The sequence below is a fragment of the Rhodopseudomonas sp. AAP120 genome (genome assembly GCF_001295845.1).
In the GTDB taxonomy this organism is placed as follows: Bacteria; Pseudomonadota; Alphaproteobacteria; order Rhizobiales; family Xanthobacteraceae; genus Rhodopseudomonas.
The window spans coordinates 1-20,449 of sequence record NZ_LJIC01000016.1 but is presented as its reverse complement, the minus strand read 5'-3'; the positions used below and the strand labels follow the sequence as shown (position 1 = coordinate 20,449).

General features: G+C 65.3%; 19 protein-coding genes. 11 read left to right on the top strand and 8 right to left on the bottom strand.

The window, feature by feature from the left end; all coding sequences use genetic code 11:
* Nucleotides 1-5: 5 nt before the first annotated feature.
* The 4 genes from IP86_RS03265 to IP86_RS03250 form a co-directional block, all read right to left on the bottom strand.
* The gene (locus IP86_RS03265) at nucleotides 6-980 is read right to left on the bottom strand and encodes a 2-dehydropantoate 2-reductase (RefSeq protein ID WP_054161086.1); all 975 of its coding nucleotides are present in this window, start codon (nucleotides 978-980) and stop codon (nucleotides 6-8) included.
* Between the two features lie 96 nt (nucleotides 981-1,076).
* Nucleotides 1,077-2,366 carry an oxalate/formate MFS antiporter gene (gene oxlT, locus IP86_RS03260; protein ID WP_054161085.1) on the bottom strand — a complete coding sequence of 430 codons (1,290 nt, stop codon included), beginning with the start codon at nucleotides 2,364-2,366 and terminating at the stop codon, nucleotides 1,077-1,079.
* A 175-nt stretch (nucleotides 2,367-2,541) separates the two neighbouring features.
* On the bottom strand, nucleotides 2,542-3,819 hold the full coding sequence (gene frc / locus IP86_RS03255) for a formyl-CoA transferase (RefSeq protein ID WP_054161084.1): 1,278 nt from the start codon (nucleotides 3,817-3,819) through the stop codon (nucleotides 2,542-2,544).
* Between the two features lie 184 nt (nucleotides 3,820-4,003).
* Nucleotides 4,004-4,735, bottom strand: coding sequence for a GntR family transcriptional regulator (locus tag IP86_RS03250; RefSeq protein WP_054161126.1), 732 nt, complete (start codon nucleotides 4,733-4,735; stop codon nucleotides 4,004-4,006).
* Nucleotides 4,736-5,124: 389 nt separating this feature from the next.
* Between IP86_RS03250 and pqqA the strand changes: the two genes are divergently transcribed.
* The 5 genes from pqqA (at nucleotide 5,125) to pqqE (ending at nucleotide 8,454) form a co-directional block, all read left to right on the top strand.
* Entirely contained in the window at nucleotides 5,125-5,205 is an 81-nt protein-coding gene (gene pqqA, locus IP86_RS03245; protein WP_054161083.1) for a pyrroloquinoline quinone precursor peptide PqqA, read from the top strand.
* A gap of 79 nt (nucleotides 5,206-5,284) precedes the next feature.
* Nucleotides 5,285-6,211 carry a pyrroloquinoline quinone biosynthesis protein PqqB gene (pqqB, locus tag IP86_RS03240; protein WP_054161082.1) on the top strand — a complete coding sequence of 309 codons (927 nt, stop codon included), beginning with the start codon at nucleotides 5,285-5,287 and terminating at the stop codon, nucleotides 6,209-6,211.
* Nucleotides 6,208-6,972, top strand: coding sequence for a pyrroloquinoline-quinone synthase PqqC (pqqC, locus tag IP86_RS03235; protein WP_054161081.1), 765 nt, complete (start codon nucleotides 6,208-6,210; stop codon nucleotides 6,970-6,972). The genes pqqB and pqqC overlap by 4 nt, the downstream gene beginning before the upstream one ends.
* 7 nt (nucleotides 6,973-6,979) lie before the next feature.
* Entirely contained in the window at nucleotides 6,980-7,285 is a 306-nt protein-coding gene (gene pqqD, locus IP86_RS03230; protein WP_054161080.1) for a pyrroloquinoline quinone biosynthesis peptide chaperone PqqD, read from the top strand.
* Nucleotides 7,282-8,454 (top strand): pyrroloquinoline quinone biosynthesis protein PqqE, encoded by a 1,173-nt coding sequence (gene pqqE, locus IP86_RS03225; protein ID WP_054161079.1) that lies wholly within the window; start codon nucleotides 7,282-7,284, stop codon nucleotides 8,452-8,454. Before pqqD ends, pqqE begins: the two co-directional genes overlap by 4 nt.
* A 460-nt stretch (nucleotides 8,455-8,914) precedes the next feature.
* On the opposite strand, the gene IP86_RS03220 is transcribed toward pqqE, so the two are convergent.
* The 3 genes from IP86_RS03220 to IP86_RS03210 form a co-directional block, all read right to left on the bottom strand.
* Nucleotides 8,915-10,024, bottom strand: a complete 1,110-nt coding sequence (locus IP86_RS03220) for an S-(hydroxymethyl)glutathione dehydrogenase/class III alcohol dehydrogenase (RefSeq protein WP_054161078.1) — start codon at nucleotides 10,022-10,024, stop codon at nucleotides 8,915-8,917.
* 96 nt (nucleotides 10,025-10,120) lie between these two features.
* Nucleotides 10,121-11,644: a helicase HerA domain-containing protein gene (locus IP86_RS03215; protein ID WP_054161077.1), complete on the bottom strand. Its 1,524-nt coding sequence runs from the start codon at nucleotides 11,642-11,644 to the stop codon at nucleotides 10,121-10,123.
* A gap of 141 nt (nucleotides 11,645-11,785) precedes the next feature.
* Nucleotides 11,786-12,409 (bottom strand): TetR/AcrR family transcriptional regulator, encoded by a 624-nt coding sequence (locus IP86_RS03210; RefSeq protein ID WP_054161076.1) that lies wholly within the window; start codon nucleotides 12,407-12,409, stop codon nucleotides 11,786-11,788.
* Nucleotides 12,410-12,502: 93 nt separating this feature from the next.
* On the opposite strand from IP86_RS03210, the gene IP86_RS03205 reads away from it, so the two are divergent.
* The 6 genes from IP86_RS03205 to IP86_RS03180 all read left to right on the top strand — a co-directional run bounded on the left by IP86_RS03205 (nucleotide 12,503) and on the right by IP86_RS03180 (nucleotide 19,848).
* Nucleotides 12,503-13,582 (top strand): efflux RND transporter periplasmic adaptor subunit, encoded by a 1,080-nt coding sequence (locus IP86_RS03205; protein ID WP_502693984.1) that lies wholly within the window; start codon nucleotides 12,503-12,505, stop codon nucleotides 13,580-13,582.
* Nucleotides 13,579-14,652 carry an efflux RND transporter periplasmic adaptor subunit gene (locus IP86_RS03200; RefSeq protein WP_054161074.1) on the top strand — a complete coding sequence of 358 codons (1,074 nt, stop codon included), beginning with the start codon at nucleotides 13,579-13,581 and terminating at the stop codon, nucleotides 14,650-14,652. The genes IP86_RS03205 and IP86_RS03200 overlap by 4 nt, the downstream gene beginning before the upstream one ends.
* Nucleotides 14,649-17,705 carry an efflux RND transporter permease subunit gene (locus IP86_RS03195; protein ID WP_054161073.1) on the top strand — a complete coding sequence of 1,019 codons (3,057 nt, stop codon included), beginning with the start codon at nucleotides 14,649-14,651 and terminating at the stop codon, nucleotides 17,703-17,705. The genes IP86_RS03200 and IP86_RS03195 overlap by 4 nt, the downstream gene beginning before the upstream one ends.
* Nucleotides 17,706-17,758: 53 nt before the next feature.
* On the top strand, nucleotides 17,759-17,977 hold the full coding sequence (locus IP86_RS03190; protein WP_245290516.1) for a hypothetical protein: 219 nt from the start codon (nucleotides 17,759-17,761) through the stop codon (nucleotides 17,975-17,977).
* 26 nt (nucleotides 17,978-18,003) lie between these two features.
* Nucleotides 18,004-19,194 carry a patatin-like phospholipase family protein gene (locus IP86_RS03185; RefSeq protein ID WP_156332378.1) on the top strand — a complete coding sequence of 397 codons (1,191 nt, stop codon included), beginning with the start codon at nucleotides 18,004-18,006 and terminating at the stop codon, nucleotides 19,192-19,194.
* Between the two features lie 96 nt (nucleotides 19,195-19,290).
* A complete protein-coding gene (locus IP86_RS03180) occupies nucleotides 19,291-19,848 on the top strand; it encodes a hypothetical protein (RefSeq protein ID WP_156332377.1) in 558 nt (185 codons plus the stop codon).
* A gap of 43 nt (nucleotides 19,849-19,891) precedes the next feature.
* Here IP86_RS03180 and IP86_RS03175 read toward each other — a convergent pair.
* Nucleotides 19,892-20,449: LLM class flavin-dependent oxidoreductase (locus IP86_RS03175; protein WP_197279604.1), on the bottom strand; the 558-nt coding region annotated here is incomplete at its 5' end.

Below are 20,449 nucleotides of genomic sequence, written 5' to 3'. Positions count from 1 at the left end.
CTCGGTTAGTACAGCCCCGCCACCTTGGCGCGCTGGATCACCAGGCCGAGCACCGCGTCGATCGCCGGCGTGGCAATGCCGGTCATCTTGCCCATTTCCTGCACCACGGTGACCAGCGGATCAATCTCCATCGGGCGGCCACGCTCGAGGTCCTGCAGCATCGAGGTCTTGTGCGCGCCGACCTTGCGGGCGCCTTCGATGCGGCGTTCGACGTCGACGCGGAACTTGATGCCGAAGGTCTCGGCAATCTGCTGCGCTTCCAGCATCATCGCCTTGGCCAGCGCGCGCGTCGCCGGGTCGGAGGCGATCACATCGAGCGTGGCGTGGGTCAGCGCGCTGATCGGGTTGAAGCAGACGTTGCCCCACAGCTTCAGCCAGATCTCGTCGCGGATGCGGTCGAGGATCGGCGCCTTCAGGCCGGCGGCCTCGAGCAGCTTCGACAGGTTCTGCACGTCCGTGGTGGTTTCGCCGGAGGCTTCGCCGACCGGGAATTTGTCACCATAGACGTGGCGGATCACGCCGGGGCCTTCCAGCTCGGTCGCCGGATAGACGATGCAGCCGATGCCGCGCTCCGGACCGAGCTCGGTCCACTGCCGGGCTCCGGGGTCGATGCTCTCCAGCGTGCGGCCCTCGAACTGATTGCCGTGCTTGTAGAAGTACCAATACGGCACGCCGTTGACCGCGGTGACGATGCGGGTGTGCGACCCGAGCAGCGGCTTCATCGCGTCGATCGCGCCGGTGATCGAATGCGCCTTGAGGCAGATGATGATGAAGTCCTGCACGCCGAGTTTGGACGGCGTGTCGGTGGCCTTGACCTTGACGACGCGTTCCTCGTCGCCGATCAGCAGCTTGAGGCCCTTATCTTTCATCGCCGCCAGATGCGCGCCGCGCGCCACCAGGCTGACATCGGCGCCGGACTGCGCGAGCTGGACGCCGAGATAACCGCCGATCGCGCCGGCGCCATAGATACAGACTTTCATCGATTTCCCATCAGACTGACGACAAACAAAGACGTGGCCGCAGCGGCCACGCCGGAGGAAGAGCAGGCGGCGGCGCTGTGGCGCCGCCGCGATTTGTCATGCCATGCTGTTGGCCACGACGGTTCGCCGCCACGGCTTCAGCACGAATAGAGCGAGCAGCGACGCCAGAATGTTGGCGCCCGCCGCGATCAGAAACACGCCGTCCCAACTGCTGGTGGATTGTTGCAGCAAGTTGGCGGCCGGCACCAGCAGCGCCGCGGTGCCCTTGGCGGTGTAGAGCAGGCCCGCATTGGTGGTGGCGAACTTGTTGCCGAACGTGTCGGTGCAAGTCGACGGGAACAGCGAGTAGATCTCGCCCCAGGCGAAGAACACCAGGCCCGACAGCAGCACGAACCACACCGGATCGTGGCCGTACATGTACAGTGCATAGATGCCCACACCCTCGAGACCGAACGCGATGAACATCGTGTTCTCGCGGCCGATCTTGTCCGACACCCAGCCGAAGAATGGCCGCGTCAGGCCGTTGAGGATGCGGTCGAACGTCGCCGCAAAGGTGACCGCCGTCATGGTCATCGCCATCAGCGTCACCGGCGTATCGGCGATCTTCCAGTCGGCCGCGATCGGCTTGAGGTTGGCGGTGATCATCAATCCGCCGGCGCCGACGATCACAAACATGAAGTACATCAGCCAGAAGATCGGCTGGCGTAGCACTTCGGTCGGCTGATAGTCGCGCCGGGTCTGGATTACGTTGGCGTTGTGGCCGGGTGACGGCACTTGGCCGGGCCGCGGCGCGAGCAGCAGCAGCGACAGGAACACGATCACGATGCCCTGGCCAAGACCGAAATACATGAAAGTAGTCTGAAAGCCGGAATCCCGGATCATCGCCTGGATCGGTGCCACCGTCAGCGCCGAGCCGGCACCGAAGCCCGCGGCCGTCAGTCCCGCCGCCAGTCCGCGCTTGTCCGGAAACCATTTCAGCGCATTGCCGACGCAGGTGCCGTAGACCCCGCCGGCGCCGATGCCAGCCACGATCATCCCCAGATAGTAGCCCGACAGCGTCGTCGCATGAGCGTTGATCACCCAGCCGATCGCGCACAGCACGCCGCCGATCAGCACGACCGGCCGCGGCCCGTATTTGTCCACGAACCAGCCCTCGATCGGCACTAGCCAGGTCTCGAACAACACGAAGAGGGTGAATGCCCATTGGATCGATGCGCGGTCCCAGCCGAAGGTCTTCTGTATGTCGGGGACGAAGAACGTCCAGCCGTATTGATAGTTGGCGATCATCACCATCGCGCCGACGCCGATGGCGAGCTGCGTCCAGCGATAGCTTTCACTCACGCGCCGCGTTTGCGCGGCCGTCACGGCATGCACAGTGTCTGTCATGTTTCCTCCGAGGCCGGCGCCTCTGACGGGAGCCGTTACCAACGCGCGACATTGTGATCATACTAATGACCGCGCGCAAGGACAGATTAGTGACAAGACGTGTTGACGTTCGTGAGCGTTACCCCCGATGGAGATGCTTACCGCGCTCGCAGGCGCGAGCGCGGTAAGGTGCTGACTACTCGGCTGCCTGCTTGCGCGGTGGGGTGGTGGCGCCGGACTCGTGAATTTCGGCGACGTGGGCGTCGCTGAAGCCGAGCACGTCGCGCAGGATTTCGTCGGTGTGCTCGCCGAGCAGCGGCGAGCGCTTCACCTCGGTCGGCGAGTCCGACAGCTTGATCGGGTTGCCGACCGACAGATACTTGCCGCGGGTCGGGTGATCGACCTCGACCACCGTGCCGGTGGCGCGCAGCGACTGATCTTCTGCCAGTTCCTTCATCGACAGGATCGGCCCGCACGGGATGTCGTCCTGGTTGAGGATCTCCATCGCCTCGAACTTGGTCTTGGTCATCGTCCACTGTTCGATGCGTGCGAAGATCTCGTTGAGCCGGGACAGCCGGGCCGGCGGCGTCGCGTAGTCCGGGTGGGTCTTCCAGCCGGTTTCGCCGATCACGTCGCAGATCTTCTCCCACACCGGCGCCTGGGTGATGAAGTAGATGTAGGCGTTCGGGTCGGTCTCCCAGCCCTTGCACTTGAGGATGCGGCCGGGCTGACCGCCGCCGGAATCGTTGCCGGCGCGCGGCACCGCGTCGCCGAACGGGATGCCTTCGCCGAACTGGCTGTATTCCTTGAGCGGGCCGTGGGCGAGGCGCTGCTGATCGCGCAGCTTGACGCGCGACAAATTGAGCACGCCGTCCTGCATTGCAGCGGTGACGCGCTGGCCGCGGCCGGTGTGCTGACGCTGATACAGCGCGGTGACGATACCGAGCGCAAGATGCAGGCCGGTGCCGCTATCACCGATCTGCGCGCCCGTGACCAGCGGCGGGCCGTCACGGAAGCCGGTCGTCGAGGCGGCGCCGCCGGTGCACTGCGCGACGTTCTCGTAGACCTTGCAGTCTTCATACGGGCCCGGACCGAACCCCTTGATCGACGCGACGATCATGCGCGGGTTGATCTCCTGGATCTTCTCCCAGGTGAAGCCCATACGGTCCAGCACGCCGGGGCCGAAGTTCTCCACCAGCACGTCGCAAGTGCGGATCAGCGCGGTGAGGACTTCCTTGCCCTTCGGGTTCTTGGTGTCGAGCGTGATCGAGCGCTTGTTGTGGTTCAGCATGGTGAAATACAGGCTGTCCACCTTCGGGATGTCCTGCAGCTGACCGCGGGTGATGTCGCCGGTGCCCGGCCGTTCCACCTTGATGACGTCGGCGCCGAACCACGCCAGCAACTGCGTGCAGGTCGGCCCGGACTGAACGTGGGTGAAGTCGAGAATGCGAACGCCGTCGAGCGCCTTGGTCATTGGGTTACTCCGTGTCTGACCGTCCAGCCATCAGCGGCTGAGTGAATGGTTGAATGCGATACGCCTCCGCCCGTCATTGCGAGCGCAGCGAAGCAATCCAGCGCCGTGCACCGGGCTGGATTGCTTCGTCGCTGCGCTCCTCGCAATGACGGGGATGGGGTACGTTTCAGAAGGCGAGTGGGTGTCACGCGAACAACTCCTGTCCGTGCGCCTCGACATAGTCGGCGAGCCGCAGCGTGTGATCGCGGGCGAGTTTCTCGGCGAGTTCGGTGTCACGCGCTTCCAGCGCCTCGATCATCGCGAGGTGTTCGGGCAGCGACGCGGCGATGCGTTCCTTGCGGCCGATGGTGAGCTGGCGATAGCCGCGCACGTGGAGCAGGATGTCGCCCGTCATGTCGACCAGCACCTGCGATTCGCTGAGCGAGATCAGCGCCTGGTGGAACACGATGTTGGCGCGGGAATATTCCTCGATGTGATCCTGCGGCAGCCGGTCCGGGCCGAAATCCTTGAACACGTCGCGCAGCGCGGTGATGTCGCGCTTGCGGGCCATTGTGGTGATCAGTCGCGCCGCCATGCTTTCCAGCGCCGCCCAGGCACGGATCATGTCGACGATCTCGGCTTTGGTCCGCCGCACCACGACGATACCGCGGCGGGGCAGGGCTTTCACCAGCCCGTCCTGCTCGAGCATCGCGATCGCCTCGCGGATCGGCGTGCGGCTGACGCCGAGCTTGTCCGACAGCGCGCGCTCGTCGAGCATCACCGGCTCGGGCGTGGTGTAGATGTCCATCTTGAGGATGGCCTGCTTCAGCGCCTGATAGGCCTTGGCCTTGTAGCTGACCTCCGGCGCGAGCCGCGTCACCGCCAGATCCGGCTCGCGGACAACGTCGACAATCTTGGCTCGGGCGCGTGCGATCATCGCTGCGGACTGGTCCATGCCTGTTAATGGGCCTGATCTGGCATACCAGATGCCACGGGTCAAGCCCGCCTACTTCGCATCTGCGATATGTCACGTTATCCACAGCAGCTTCTGGCATGCCAAGCTTTCGGAGGGGTGTCGTCACACGCGGGGCAGCCGTCGTGGTTGAACCCGCGACGTTCGGGCAGCTCGGCCATCGGCACGGCGGGGTCGTGAACTAATCGCTGGCTCTGCGACACTTCATCCTGCGCTGCAGCAGGCATCGTGCTGCGCCTGCTCACCTCGAGTTGATAGGGCAATGCGCAACCACGCCGCGCTTGCGCGCGTTTCGTCCGAACTCTATCTTCGACTTATTGCGACGTCAGTTCTGCAATCCTCGGGAGGACATCATGGCCTGGAAGAAACCTGCGATCGTCGAAATCTCCGTCGGCATGGAAATCAACATGTACGCCTGCGCGGTGCGCAAGTAATCAGCCGCAGCGAGGCTGTCGAGTTCCGAGCAGTCGGCGTTTCACGCCGGCTGCTTTATTTTTGCGGCGGAGGGGCTGAATGATGCGCGTCGTCGTGCTGGGCGCTGCGGCGGGCGGCGGCGTTCCGCAATGGAATTGCGGCTGCGCCGTGTGCCGCGCCGCCTTCGCCGATCCGGCGTTACGCCGCACCCAAGCCTCGATCGCGATCAGCGCCGATGGGGCGCACTGGTTCCTGATCAACGCGTCGCCCGATCTGCGCCAACAGGTGATCGCGACCCCGCAGCTGCATCCAAAGGAGGGCGCGCTGCGCCATAGCCCGATTGCCGGCGTCATCCTCACCAATGGCGAAGTCGATGCGGTGGCCGGGCTGCTGTCGATGCGCGAAGGCTGGCCGTTTACGATCTACGCCCATGCTAAGGTGCTGGCGGTGCTCCGCGCCAACAGCATCTTCAACGTCCTGAATGAGCAGTTGGTGCGGCGACAGCCGATCGACATCGATCAGCCGTTCGAGCTGGCGCTGCAGGATGGCACGCCCTCAGGCCTCGTCGTCACCGCGTTTGCGGTGCCGGGCAAGGCGGCTTGGTATCTCGAAGGCCAGGTGCATCCCGGCGGCGATGCGGCAGACGGAGACACGCTCGGTCTGACCGTCACCGACAAGGTCACCGGCACGTCGGTTCACGTGCTTACCGCCTGCGGGCGGGTGACGGACGAGCTCAAGGCGCGGCTTGCCGGCGCGGCGCTCGTGTTGTTCGACGGCACGGTGTGGCGCGACGACGAACTGATCGCCGCGGGCCTCGGCCACAAAACCGGGCAGGCGATGGGCCACATTGCGATGTCAGGAAACGACGGCGCCATCGCCGCACTGCACGACCTCGGCATTGCGCAAAGACTGTTCGTGCATATCAATAATTCGAACCCGGCGCTGCTGGCGGACACCGCCGAACGCAAGGCTGTGGACGAGGCGGGCTGGACGATTCCGTCGGACGGGATGGAGGTGACGCCGTGAACGCGATGACGGCCTTTTCGATCAACGGCTCCGCGCCTCTGCAGAATGCGGACGAGTTGGAAGCGGCGCTGCGCCAGATCGGCGCAACGCGCTATCACAATCTGCATCCGTTTCATCGCCTGCTGCACGGCGGCAAGCTGAACAAGGGCCAGGTGCAGGCCTGGGCGCTCAATCGCTACTATTATCAGAGCACGATCCCGATCAAGGACGCGGTGGTGATCTCCCGATTCCGCGACCGCGCGACACGCGTCGAATGGCGGCACCGCATCGAGGATCACGACGGCGACCTCGACAGTGAGGGCGGCATCGAGCGCTGGCTGAAGCTGACCGAAGGGCTCGGCCTCGACAGCGCCTATGTCGAGTCGACCGAGGGCATCCTGCCGGCGACGCGGTTCGCAGTCGATGCTTACGTGCATTTCGTCCGCGACCGCACGCCGCTGGAAGCGATCGCGTCGTCGCTGACCGAGCTGTTCGCGCCGAATCTGCACGAGGAACGCATCTCCGGCATGCTGGCGCATTACGATTTCGTCAATCCGGACATCATGAGCTATTTCAAACGTCGCCTGACCCAGGCGCCGCGCGATGCCGATTTCGCGCTTGATTACGTCAAGCGCCATGCCACCACGCCGGCCGAACGCGAGGCGGTGTGCAACGCGCTGATCTTCAAGACCAACGTGCTGTGGGCCCAGCTCGACGCGCTGCATCATGCTTATGTCGACGGCCACATTCCGCCCGGCGCCTTCGTGCCGCGAGCCGGGTGAGGCGGCGATGGCGCGGAAGATCACCGTCAGCGAGACCAGCCGGCCGGTGCTGCCGCGCCACGCCAAGCTGCGCTTCGACGAGACGCGGCAGCGCTGGGTGATCCTGGCGCCGGAGCGCGTGCTGGCGCCGGACGACATCGCGGTCGAGATCCTGCAACTGTGCGACGGTACGCGCAGCGTCGCGAGCATTGTCGATGAACTCGCCGCTAAGTACACGGCCGATCGGACCGAGATCGGCGCCGACGTCCTGGCGTTGCTGCAGGATCTCGCCGACAAGGGCTTCTTGACCGAGGCGCGGGAGCCGGCGCCATGAGCGACAGCGACCTGACAACTGCTGCGGCGGGCGCGGCGGTGCTGGATCAGCCCGGCAGCGTCGCGGAGAGCTACGGCATCCCGCTTGCGGTGCTACTCGAGCTGACGCATCGCTGCCCGCTGCAATGCCCGTATTGCTCCAATCCCGTCGAATTGGAGCGCGGCGGCGCGGAGCTGTCGACCGACGAATGGAAGCGCGTGCTCAGCGAACTCGCCGCGATCGGCGTGCTGCAGGTGCACTTCTCCGGCGGCGAGCCTACGGCGCGCAAGGATCTGGTGGAACTGGTGCGACACGCCAGCGACCTCGGCCTCTACACCAATCTGATCACATCAGCCGTGCTGCTGACCCGCGAGCGTCTCGCTGCGCTGGCCGATGCCGGCCTCTGTCACGTCCAAATCAGCTTCCAGGGCAACGAGCCGACGCTGGCCGATCGCGTCGGCGGCTATGCCAATGGTCACGCCAAGAAACTCGACGTGGCGCGCTGGACGCGCGAGCTCGATCTGCCGCTCACCGTCAACGCGGTGATGCATCGTCAAAATCTGCATCAGTTGCCCGATATCATCGAGATGGCGGTCGCGCTCGACGCCGACCGGCTCGAAGTCGCCAATGTGCAGTACTACGGCTGGGCTCTGAAGAACCGCGCCGCGCTGATGCCGACGCTGCAGCAGATCGAGGAGTGCACGGCACTGGTCGAGGCCGCGCGCGAGCGGCTCAAGGGCCAGCTGTCGATCGATTACGTCGTGCCGGATTACTATGCGCTACGGCCGAAGACCTGCATGGGCGGCTGGGGCCGGCAGTTCTTCAACATCTCGCCGAGCGGCAAGGTGCTGCCCTGTCACGCCGCCGAGACGATCACCGGCTTGGCGTTCGACTCGGTGCGCGGCGGCGCGTCGATCGCGGAGATCTGGCGGAATTCCGAGGCGCTCAACCGCTATCGCGGCACCGGCTGGATGCAGGAGCCGTGCGCCAGCTGCGCTTTCAAGGAAATCGATTTCGGCGGCTGCCGCTGCCAGGCTTTTGCGCTCGCCGGTGACGCGGCCGCGACCGATCCTGCGTGTGCGCTATCGCCGTTGCACGAGGGGATCTTCAAGACGGCCGAGGCCGAGGCAGAGCAGGGCGGCGAGAAGTTTGTGTACCGCAACTTCGCCGGCGGCACGGCTGAGACGTAAGCCTCTCGTTCGTCATTGACCTCGCGTTCGTCATTCCGGGGCGCGCAACGAAGCTGCACGAACCCGGAATCTCCACGACGCGCACGAACGCTACTTTTGTCATTCCGGGGCGCCGCGAAGCGGCGAGCCCGGAATCCATATCCCCTGTCATTACCCACTACTACGCGTTGCGAGTGCCCGGGTGCGTCATCGCGAGTGTAGGGCGTATGGATTCCGGACTTGCGCTGCGCGCAATCCGGAATGACGAACGAGAGGATGTTCATGAATTGCAACCCCGGTTGGCGCTACGCTGGCGCCCTGGATTGACGTGGTTGTTTGTTCGTCATTGCTAGGAGGCGAAGCCGACGAAGCAATCCAGCGGAGTGCTTGGGGCTGGATTGCTTCGCTTCGCTCGCAATGACGGGGAGAGGTTGAGGCGAGAACGTGCGCTTGCACGGGACGACGAACGAGCGGGGCTTTCTCAGAATACCACCACCGACCTGATCGACTTGCCCTCGTGCATCAGATCAAACGCCTTGTTGATCTCCTCGAGCTTCAGCACGTGGGTGATCATCGGGTCGATTTCGATCTTGCCGTTCATGTACCAGTCGACGATCTTCGGCACGTCGGTGCGGCCGCGGGCGCCGCCGAAGGCACTGCCTTTCCAGACGCGGCCGGTGACCAGCTGGAACGGGCGGGTGGAGATTTCCTTGCCGGCTTCGGCAACGCCGATCACCACCGAGACGCCCCAGCCGCGATGGCAGGCTTCCAGTGCCTGGCGCATCACGGTGGTGTTGCCGGTGCAATCGAACGTGTAGTCGGCGCCACCGTCGGTCAGCGCCACCAGATGCTGAACGATGTCGCCGTCGATTTTCTTGGGGTTGACGAAGTCGGTCATGCCGAAGCGGCGGCCCCATTCGGCCTTGTCGTCGTTGATATCGACGCCGACGATCTTGTCGGCGCCGACCATCTTGGCGCCCTGGATGACGTTGAGGCCAATGCCGCCGAGACCGAACACCACGACGTTGGAGCCGGGCGTCACCTTGGCGGTGTTGACCACCGCGCCGACGCCGGTGGTGACGCCGCAGCCGATGTAGCAGCTCTTGTCGAACGGCGCGTCGTCACGAATTTTCGCCACCGCGATCTCCGGCAGCACGGTGAAGTTCGAGAACGTCGAGCAGCCCATATAGTGAAAGATCGGCTGGCCCTTGTAGGAGAAGCGCGAGGTGCCGTCCGGCATCAGGCCTTTACCCTGCGTCGCGCGGATCGCGGTGCACAGGTTGGTCTTCTGGCTCAGACAGCTTTTGCACTGCCGACATTCCGGCGTGTACAGCGGGATGACGTGATCGCCGACTTTCACGGACGTCACGCCCGGGCCGACCTCGCGGACGATGCCGGCGCCTTCATGGCCGAGGATCGACGGGAAGATGCCTTCAGAGTCGAAGCCGTCGAGCGTGTAGGCGTCGGTGTGGCAGATGCCGGTCGCCTTGATCTCGACCAGGACCTCGCCGGCCTTCGGCCCTTCGAGATCGACTTCGACGATTTCGAGCGGCTTCTTGGCTTCGAACGCGACGGCGGCCCGTGTCTTCATGGCGATCCTCCTGGCAGGCAACATGCGAGTGCCACCCGGTATCGCAAATCGGCGCGCCGACTTGAACCGTTTTCTGACCGGTGCGGATGCGAGGGGTCAGGCGGAGGCGGCGCGAACTTCGTCGTCGATCGGCAGATCCTCCGCCGCATTCGGGTCACCCGGTGCCGTCGCCCAGGCGAGTTCGACCAGCGTGACGATGCGGCGGCCGGTGCCGTCGAACTGGCAGACGATCAGCCCTTGCTCTTCGATATAAGTCAGCAGCCGGCGCGCCCGGCGCAGCGAGTGTGTGCCGTAGGCGCGGGCGATGGCGGCGTCGCCGGGGCAGGGCCAGCCTTCCTTGGCGGCGCGCGCGATCATCATGAACACGCCCTGCATGTCGTCGGGCAGAATCGACGCGCGCAGCGTGACGTCCTGCCAGCCGTCGTCGGCCGCCATCTCGGCGGTGAGGCCGGCGCGCGCATGCGTCAGCATCCGGCGGAATTCAACCATGTCGGGGATGGTCGCGGCGAGCCCTTCGATCCGGCAGCGCACGATGAATTCCTGATACAGCACGCCGATGGCGCGGAAGCCGGCATCCGGCTCGGCGAGGATCGCGCGCAGAATGCGGTCGAGCCGCTCGCGACGCTCGGCGAGTTGCTCCTCGGTCAGCGGCACGGCTTCCGGCTCGGGGCGGGCATCGATCGCGGCCGACTTCGCGGCCATGAGCTGGCTCAGCAGATCAGGTGCGGGTTGCCGGCGCTGCGGCCGGTTGATCGCGGCGTCCGGCGGCGGCGCGGCGAGGATCACGGCGCGGGCGTCTTCCAACGCGGCTTCCGGCAGCGGCATCAGCTTCGGCGAGGCGTTGCGCGGATGGGTCTCGGTCGCCCCGATGCGCAGGCCGAGCGGCCGGCGCGACAACGCCGGGCCGAGCGCCATGAATTGCCCGCGCTCGAGATCGCGAAACGCTTCGGCCTGACGCCGCTCCATGCCGAGCAGATCGGCGGCGCGCGCCATGTCGATGTCGAGGAAGGTGCGGCCCATCAGAAAATTCGAAGCTTCGGCAGCGACGTTCTTGGCGAGCTTGGCAAGCCGCTGCGTGGCGATGACGCCGGCGAGGCCGCGCTTGCGGCCGCGGCACATCAGATTGGTCATCGCCCCGAGCGACAATTTGCGCGCGTCGTCCGAAACTTCGCCGGCGACGGCGGGCGCGAACAGCTGCGCCTCATCGACCACCACGAGCATCGGGTACCAATGATCGCGCGCGGTGTTGAACATGCCGTCGAGAAACGCGGCGGCGCGGCGCATCTGGTTCTCGGCATCGAGCCCTTCGAGGTTGAGCACCACCGAGACGCGATGCGTGCGGGTGCGCTCTCCCGCAACCTGCAGGCCGCGCTCGGTGTGATCCTCGGCGTCGATGACGAGATGGCCGAAGCGCTCGGCCAGCGTGACGAAATCGCCTTCCGGATCGATGATCGCCTGCTGCACCCACGGCGCGCTCTGCTCGAGCAGGCGGCGCAGCAGATGGGATTTGCCGGAGCCGGAATTGCCCTGCACCAGCAGGCGGGTGGCCAGCAGTTCCTCGAGGTCGAGAGTTGCCGCGCCGCCGCCGCTGGTCTGCCCCATCTCGATCGCAACGGTCATGTCGGCCCGACTCTCCTTTCGGAGGAGGGGGCTTAACAATCCGGCGCCACCCCGTCGAGCGCTCCGGGCACGAATACAGGTCGTTATGCACCGGCGGGTGGGGCAGGGAACTGGCCTCCGGACCCGGCCGTGCCGGACGCGTTATTTGGCGAGGCCGTGTAACAGCAGGTCGGTGCTGGCTTCGGTGAAGCGCCCGATGTCGAAGTGCTTGCGAGTTCCGAACAGCATCGACCACAGGCAGACCAACAGCGACGGGCTCATGATCACCTCGATGAATTCCGTCGCCGGCGTGGCCCGAAATTCGCCTGCAGCCACCCCGCCGTCGATCACCGTTTTGAATTGCTCCAGCATCGGCATGACGAACTCGTCGTAGTGACGCTCGACCAGCTCCGGAAAGCGCCCCCCCTCGGAGATGAGGAAGCGTAAGACTTCGCGAGATTCGCGGTTCTCGGCGATGTGGCGATAGGTAAAGGCCACTAACGCGCGCAGCCGCTCCGTATAGGACCCCTGCAGGGTGCCGACGTAATTCGCCAGGTCGGGCAGGAAGGTCTGCGACTTGTGTCGCACCATCTCCTCGAACACGCGCTCCTTGGCGTCGAAATAGAAATAAACCGTCCCCTTGGTTACCCCGGCCCGAGACGCCACATCCTCCAGCCGAGTGGCCGAATAGCCGTGCTGCACGAATTCTTCGAAAGCGGCGTCGAGAATCTCGGCGGGCCGCTCGGCTTTACGTCTGCTGCGCGTCTTCTTGGTTTGGGGAGACATTGCGAACTCCAATCAACCGAACCTTATTATTGACTTTCGAGTCAGTCAATAATACTGAGGGCGTACCGAGTTGATGAAATGGACCAATCGGTGATGCTCTCTTCGTTCCGGACCATCCTGTTGGTCCCGGTCGTGCTGTGTCTGGCGGCGTGCGGCGGCGAGAAATCCCAGCCCGCGCCGCAAGTGACGCTGGTCAAGACCGAGGTTGCCCAGCTGCAGCCGTGGCAGACCGTGATTCGGTTGACCGGTGACGTTCAGGCGCGGGTGAGCACCGAGTTGTCATTCCGTGTCAGCGGCCGGGTCACCGAGCGGTTGGTCGACGTGGGCGCTCACGTGAAGGCCGGGGACGTGCTGGCTCGGATCGACCCGACCGAGCAGCAGGCGGACCTCGCCGGCTCCCAGGCCGCGGTCGCTGCGGCCGAAGCGCAATTGCGCGTCGCCACGGCCAATTTCGATCGTCAGAAGTCGCTGATCGACAAGGGCTTCACCACCCGTGTCGCGTATGACCAGGCGCAGGAGGCGCTGCACACCGCGGAAGGCTCGCTGGAAACCGCCAAGGCGCAGCTCGGCAACGCCACCGACGCCTTGAGCTACACCGAGCTGCGCGCCAGCGCCTCGGGCATCATCACCGCACGCAATATCGAAGTCGGGCAGGTCGCCCAGGCCGCGCAATCGGCCTACACGCTGGCCGAAGACGGCGCGCGCGATGCCGTCGTCGACGTGTACGAGTCGATCTTCCTGACGCCTTGGGAGGGACGCGTCGCGAAACTGACGCTGCTGTCCGATCCCTCCGTCACCGCGCTGGCGACGCCGCGCGAGGTCTCGCCGACCGTCGATCCGAAAAGCGGAGCGGTGCGCGTCAAGATGTCCATCACCGACCCGCCCGCCGCCATGACGCTCGGCAGCGTGGTGGCGGCCGAAGGGCGCAGCAAGCCGGTTCAACGGATCGTCCTGCCATGGAGCGCCCTGACCTCCGACGCCAGGGGGCCCGCAGTCTGGGTGGTCGATCCGCAAAGCCACGCCGTTTCCCTGAAGGCCATCGTGGTTCAGACCTACGAAACCAATTCGGTAATCGTCGCCAGCGGTCTGGCGCCCGGCGATCGCGTCGTGACCGAGGGCGGCAAGCTGCTGCGCCCGTCGCAAATCGTCACTTACGATGGGCTCGGCGCATGACGGTGCTTCGGATTGCCGGCGTGGTTGTCGCCTGCGTGCTGGTCGCCGGCTGCGGCAAGAAGGCGGAGCAGCCGGAGCCGATCCGGCCCGTGCTCTCGATGGTGGTGGCGCCGCTGGAGGCGACCAGCCTCGCCGTGGTCGGTACCGTCGAGCCGCAGTTCAGGACCGATTACGGATTTCGGATGTTGGGCCGGCTGATCGCCCGCCCCGTGAACGTTGGTGACACGGTCGAGAAGGGGCAGTTGCTGGCCGCGGTCGACCCGTTCGCGGCGGAACTGGCGGTGCGCTCGGCGTTGGCCGAGCTGTCGACGGCGCAGGGCCAGTTCGCCAATGCCAGCAATACGGCCAACCGCCAGCGCACGCTGATCGAATCCGGTGCCACCACCAAGGCGACGCTGGATTCCGCCGAACAGAGCAGTGCCGCCGCGCAAGCCGCCGTCACGCGCGCGCAATCCAACCTGACCAAGGCGCGCGAGCAACTCAGCTACACCAAGCTCGAGGCGGAGTATGCCGGCGTGGTCACGGCTGTCGGCGTCCAGGTCGGCCAGATCGTCAATCCCGGCCAGACCGTCGTGACGGTGGCGCGACCGGACATTCGCGAGGCGGTGATCGACGTCGCCGACGAGCTCGCCGGCATGCTCAAGATCGGCACGCCGCTCACGGTCAGGCTGCAGCTCGATCAGCGGATTCAGGCCGCCGGCAAAGTGCGCGAAGTGGCGCCCCAGGCCGATGCGGTCACGCGGACGCGCCGGGTGCGCATCACCCTCGAAGCGCCGCCGGACACGTTCCGTCTCGGCTCGACGATCACCACGCTGATTCCGGACAAACCGCGGCGCGGCTATCCGCTGCCGGCGACGGCGATCCTGACCGAGAACGGCCAGTCCAGCGTCTGGGTGATCGATCCTGCGACCAAGTCGGTCAGCAAGCGCAAGGTGCAGGTCGTGCGGGATGACGACAATTCCGTCGAGGTGACGGACGGGATCAAGGCCGGGGAGCGCGTGGCGAGAGCGGGGGTGCATCAACTCAAGGAGGGCCAGCGGGTCCGCCTCGAAGGGGAACCGCAAGCGTGAAGAAGTTCAACCTCTCCGACTGGGCACTGCACCATCGTTCGATGGTCTGGTACTTCATGATCGCCTTCATGGCGGCCGGACTGTTTTCGTATTTGGAGCTCGGCCGCGAAGAAGATCCGGCGTTCACCATCAAGACGATGGTGATCCAGGCCAAGTGGCCGGGCGCTTCGGCTGAAGAAACCACCCGCCAGGTTACCGACCGGATCGAGAAGAAGCTCGAAGAGCTGGAGTCGCTCGACTACACCAAGAGCATCACCACGGCTGGTGAAACCACGGTGTTCGTCTATCTGCGCGACACCACCAAGGCGCGGGACGTCGTTCCCACCTGGGTGCGCGTCCGCAACATGATCAACGACATCAAGGGCGACTTTCCGCAAGGCGTGGTTGGGCCGGCGTTCAACGATCGCTTCGGCGACGTGTTCGGCAACATCTACGCTTTCACCAGCGACGGTCTCACCCAGCGTCAGCTCCGTGATCAGGTCGAGGACGTGCGCGCCAAGGTGCTGCAGGTGCCGAATGTCGGGCGCGTCGACATCGTCGGTGCTCAGGACGAGGTCATCTACCTGGAGTTCTCGCCGCGCAGGGTGGCGGCGCTGGGGCTCGATCAACGCTCGATCATCGCGTCGCTACAGGCGCAGAACGCGATCACGCCGTCCGGCGTGCTGCAGGCGGGCCCGGAACGGATCGCGGTTCGCGTCAGCGGGCAGTTCACCTCGGAAGAGAGCCTCAAGGCGATCAATCTGCGCGTCAACGATCGGTTCTTCCCGCTCACCGACATCGCCACCATCCGGCGCGGTTACTCCGATCCGCCCACATCGCTGTTCAGGTACAAGGGTGAACCCGCGATCGGTCTGGCGATCGGCATGAAGGCCGGCGCCAACCTGCTGCAGTTCGGCGAAGCGCTCAAAGAAAAGATGAAGCACATCTCGGCCGATCTTCCGGTCGGCGCCGAAGTGCATCTGGTATCTGACCAGCCGCAGATCGTCGACGAGGCGGTGTCGGGCTTCACTCGGGCGCTGTTCGAGGCAGTCGCGATCGTGCTGGCGATCAGCTTCATCAGCCTCGGCCTGCGCGCCGGCCTGGTGGTGGCGATTTCGATCCCGCTGGTGCTGGCGATCACCTTCCTGGTGATGCAGTATTCCGACATCTCGCTGCAGCGCATTTCGCTCGGCGCGCTGATTATCGCGCTCGGCCTGTTGGTCGACGACGCCATGATCGCGGTCGAGATGATGGTGGCGCGGCTCGAGATCGGCGACTCGCTCGAGAAGGCGGCGACCTACGTCTACACCTCGACGGCTTTTCCGATGCTCACCGGCACGTTGGTGACGGTGGCGGGCTTCATTCCGATCGGCCTCAACAGCAGCGCGGCGGGCGAATTCACCTTCACGCTGTTCGTCGTCATCGCGGTATCGCTGGTGACGTCCTGGATCGTCGCAGTGCTGTTCACGCCGCTGCTCGGCGTCACCATCCTGCCGAAGAAGATGAAGGGACATCACGAAACCAAGGGATGGTTCTCCAACGTCTTCAGCCGCACGCTGTCGTTCTGCATGCGTTGGCGATGGTTGACGATCGGCGTGACGGTGGCGGCATTCGCGCTGTCGCTGGTCGGCATGGGCTTCGTGCAGCAGCAGTTCTTCCCGTCGTCGGATCGCAACGAACTGATCGTCGACTGGAACCTGCCGCAGAACAGCTCGATCGCCGAAACCAGCGCCCAGATGGCGCAGTTCGAGCGCGAGGCGCTGCAGGGCAAGGACGGCATCGATCACTGGTCGACCTATGTGGGGCAGGGCGCGCCGCGCTTCGTGCTGTCGTTCGACGTGCAGCCGGCCGACAAGTCGTTCGGCCAGATGGTGATCGTGACCAAGAGTCTCGCCGATCGCGATCGGCTGCAGCCTGAACTGCAGGCCTATCTGAAGAAGACATTCCCGGGCACGGACGCACTGGTGAAGCTGCTCGACATCGGTCCGCCGGTCGGCCGGCCGATTCAGTACCGCGTCAGCGGGCCGGACATCGGAAAGGTGCGCGAGCTGTCGCGGCAACTCGCCGGCATCATGGCGACCAACCCGCATCTCGGCGAGGTGGTGTACGACTGGATGGAGCCGGCGCGCGTCGTCAAGGTCGACGTGCTGCAGGACAAGGCGCGGCAGCTCGGCATCACCTCCGAGGACATTGCTTCGACCCTGAACGGCATCCTCGACGGCGCCTCGGTCACCCAGGTGCGCGACGACATCTATCTCGTCAACGTGCTCGGCCGCGCCAATGCGTCGGAACGCGGTTCGATCGAGACGTTGCGGAACCTACAATTGTCGGGCAGCGGCGGGCAGTCGGTGCCGCTCGCGGCGGTGGCGACCTTCCGCTACGAGCTCGAGCAGCCGACGATCTGGCGCCGCTCGCGCCTGCCGACCATCACCCTGAAGGCGGGCATCGTCGGCGGTGTGCAGCCGGCCACCGTGGTCGATCAGTTGAAGCCGAAGGTCGCCGAGTTCAACGCCAAGCTGCCGTTCGGCTACGCGGCGGTGGTCGGCGGCACGGTCGAGGAGAGCGCCAAATCGCAGGCGCCGATCGCCGCGGTCGTGCCGATCATGCTGTTCGTGATGGCGACGATCCTGATGGTGCAGTTGCAGAGCTTCCACCGGCTGTTCCTGGTGTTCGCGGTGGCGCCGCTGGCGCTGATCGGCGTCGTCGCCGCGCTGCTGCCGAGCGGCGCGCCACTCGGCTTCGTCGCGATCCTCGGCGTGCTGGCGCTGATCGGCATTTTGATCCGCAACTCGGTGATCCTGATCGTGCAGATCGAAACGCTGCGCGGCGAGGGCAAACCGCCTTGGGAGGCGGTGATGGAAGCCACCGAGCATCGCATGCGGCCGATCCTGCTGACCGCAGCGGCGGCCAGCCTCGCGCTGATCCCGATCGCGCGTGAAGTGTTCTGGGGGCCGATGGCCTACGCGATGATGGGTGGCATCATCGTCGGCACGGTCCTGACTCTTCTGTTCCTCCCCGCGCTCTATGTTGCGTGGTTTCGTATCAAGATGCCGGAAGAAGGCGCCCGTTCATGAAAATGACAGATCATGCTTCCTCCTCGCCGCTGTGCCGTGGTGCTCGCGTTCGGATGAGTCCGCTCGGGCGCTCGCGTCATCCGAAATACGGCGATCGTGAAGGATTGATCGTCGGGCAGGGCTCGCCGAGCAGCTGGCGCGTGAAGTTCGACGATCGCAAGACGATCCAGGCGATCCATCAGGACTATCTCGAGCGGGTTCCGCGTTCGAGCCAGCCGCATCATTCTGTGGATACGACCGCCGACCGACACTGCGACGCCTCAAATCCCTAATTGGTTGTCAACCCTTTGGAAGCACCATGCGTCGCATGTCCCGGCCGCTCGTCGTTTCGCTTGTCATCGTGTTGAGTTGGATGCTCGCGGCGTGCGCGTCGCCGCCGCGCGTGCCGTACACGGCTGCCGAAGCGAATGCCGCGCGGGTCCTTAACATGAACGATCTGCGCCGCTATGCCGACGAGCCGGCGTCCGCGTTCGTCCAGATGAAACTCATCGCAGGCCCGCGGAACTATCTGGCGTTGTCTGGCGGCGGTGCCGATGGTGCCTACGGGGCGGGGCTGCTCAATGGCTGGACCGCGGCTGGCACGCGCCCGTCGTTTTCGATCGTGTCGGGCGTCAGCACCGGCGCGTTGATCGCGCCGTTCGCGTTCCTCGGGCCGCAATACGATCCGACGCTGCGCGAATTCTACACCAGCGGTATCGCCGAAACGCTGCTCGACTCGCCGAACCCGCTGAACGCGATTTTCGGGTCCGGCCTGTTCGGCAACAAGCGGCTGCGCGAACTGGTGGCTCAATACATCAACGAGCAGTTCGTCGCCTCCGTCGCCGCTGAATACGCCAAGGGGCGTATGCTGTTCGTGGTGACGACCAACCTGGATTCGCAGCGCTCGGTGATTTGGGATCTTGGCCGTATCGCGTCGCTGCGGACGCCTGAATCGCTGGATCTGTTTCGCGACGTCGTTGCGGCCTCGGCGAGCCTGCCGGCGGTGTTTCCGCCGATGCTGATCAACGCCGAAGCCGGCGGCGCACGGTTTCAGGAGATGCATGTCGACGGCGGCGTGATGGCGCCGGTGTTGACGCTGCCGGAGGCCTATCTGCTGCGCAATGCTTCGGGCAAGTCGCTCGATCTGCAGCTTTACATCCTGATCAACAACAAGATCGAACCGGAATTCCAGGTCGTTCCCGACAGGACTCTCGAGATCGCCGGGCGGTCGTCGTCGACGCTACTCAAGACGCAGACGCGGTCGATCCTGTTCACCACCTACGACTTCGCCCGCCGTAATAAGTTCGGCTTCAACCTCAGCTACATCGAGGCCGATCGTCCGCTGTCGCCGGCGGGCTTCAACACCGCCTACATGCGCGACCTGTTCCAGTACGGCTACGACAAGGCGCTGTCCGGCCACGCATGGACCAAAGCGCCGCCGGCGGATGCGCCGGCTGTGGAACCGATGCCCGAAGCGAGTGCGGCGCGACGGGTGGCCGGAGCTAACTAACAGCGCGACACGGCCGCAATTGCCGCGTCGACGATCAACGAGGCGGCGATGTCTGCACGGAGCCTGCTGGCCCAATCTGTGATGGTCCTGTGTCTGATGGGCCAGGCGATGCCGGGCGCGCAGGCCGCCCGCGAGTCGGAGGCGATCGAGTCTCCGCCTGCAGCGGCCGGCGAGTCCGAGCCGGACATGACGGTGGGAAGCCTCTCGTCGGGGACCGATCTCGTCGCCATGGTCGAGCGCCGGCTCGGCGACGCGCGCGTGTACGACATTGCGCTGAACGATCAGGGCGGGGCGCCGTTCTTCGAGATCAAAGCCATCAAGGACGGCCAGGTCTGGGACACGGTGGTCGATGTGAAAACGCGCCGGATCGTCAGCTCGATGGCGGTCATGCCGGTGGCTGACCTGCAGGGTGACGACAAGCGCAACGTCGAGGCGTTCGAACGATCGCGGATGCCACTCACCGAAGCCATCGGAATCGCCGAGAAATACGGCGCCGGCCGGGCCGTCAGCGCCGGGCTTCACATCACCGACGGCAGGCTGGTGATCGTCGTGGACGTGGTCTCCGATGGCGCGCTGAAGGAGATTCAAGTCGAGCCGGACAAGCGTCCGGCACGACAGCGTTCGCGCGACGGCCGTCAGCGGAGCCCGCGCTAGGCGGGCTCACCGCCGTTCATGACCGGATCGAACGCGGCCGCACTCAGCGCCAGCCGAGCGCGGGGGCGACGTGGGTGAGCAGCGCTTCGATCACGTGGGCGTTGTAGTCGACGCCGAGCTGGTTCGGAACGGTCAGCAGCAGCGTGTCGGCTTCGGCGATTGCCTCGTCCTGCTTGAGCTGCTCGATCAGCTTGTCGGGCTCGGCCGCGTAGGAGCGGCCGAAGATCGCCCGTGTCTGCGCGTCCAGATAGCCGACCTGGTCCTGCTGGCCGTCGTCGCGGCCGAAATAAGCGCGATCGCGATCGTCGACCAGCGCGAAGATGCTGCGGCTGACCGAGACGCGCGGCGTCCGCGTATGGCCGGCCTCCTGCCATGCCGCCCGATAGGCGCGGATCTGCGCCGCCTGCTGGACGTGAAACGGCTCGCCGGTCTCGTCGTTCTTCAGCGTCGAGCTCTGCAGGTTCATGCCGAGCTTGGCGGCCCACACCGCCGTGGCGTTGGAGCCGGCGCCCCACCAGATGCGATCGCGTAGCCCTTCGGAATGCGGCTCGAGCCGCAACAGGCCCGGCGGATTGGGAAACATCGGCCGCGGATTCGGCTT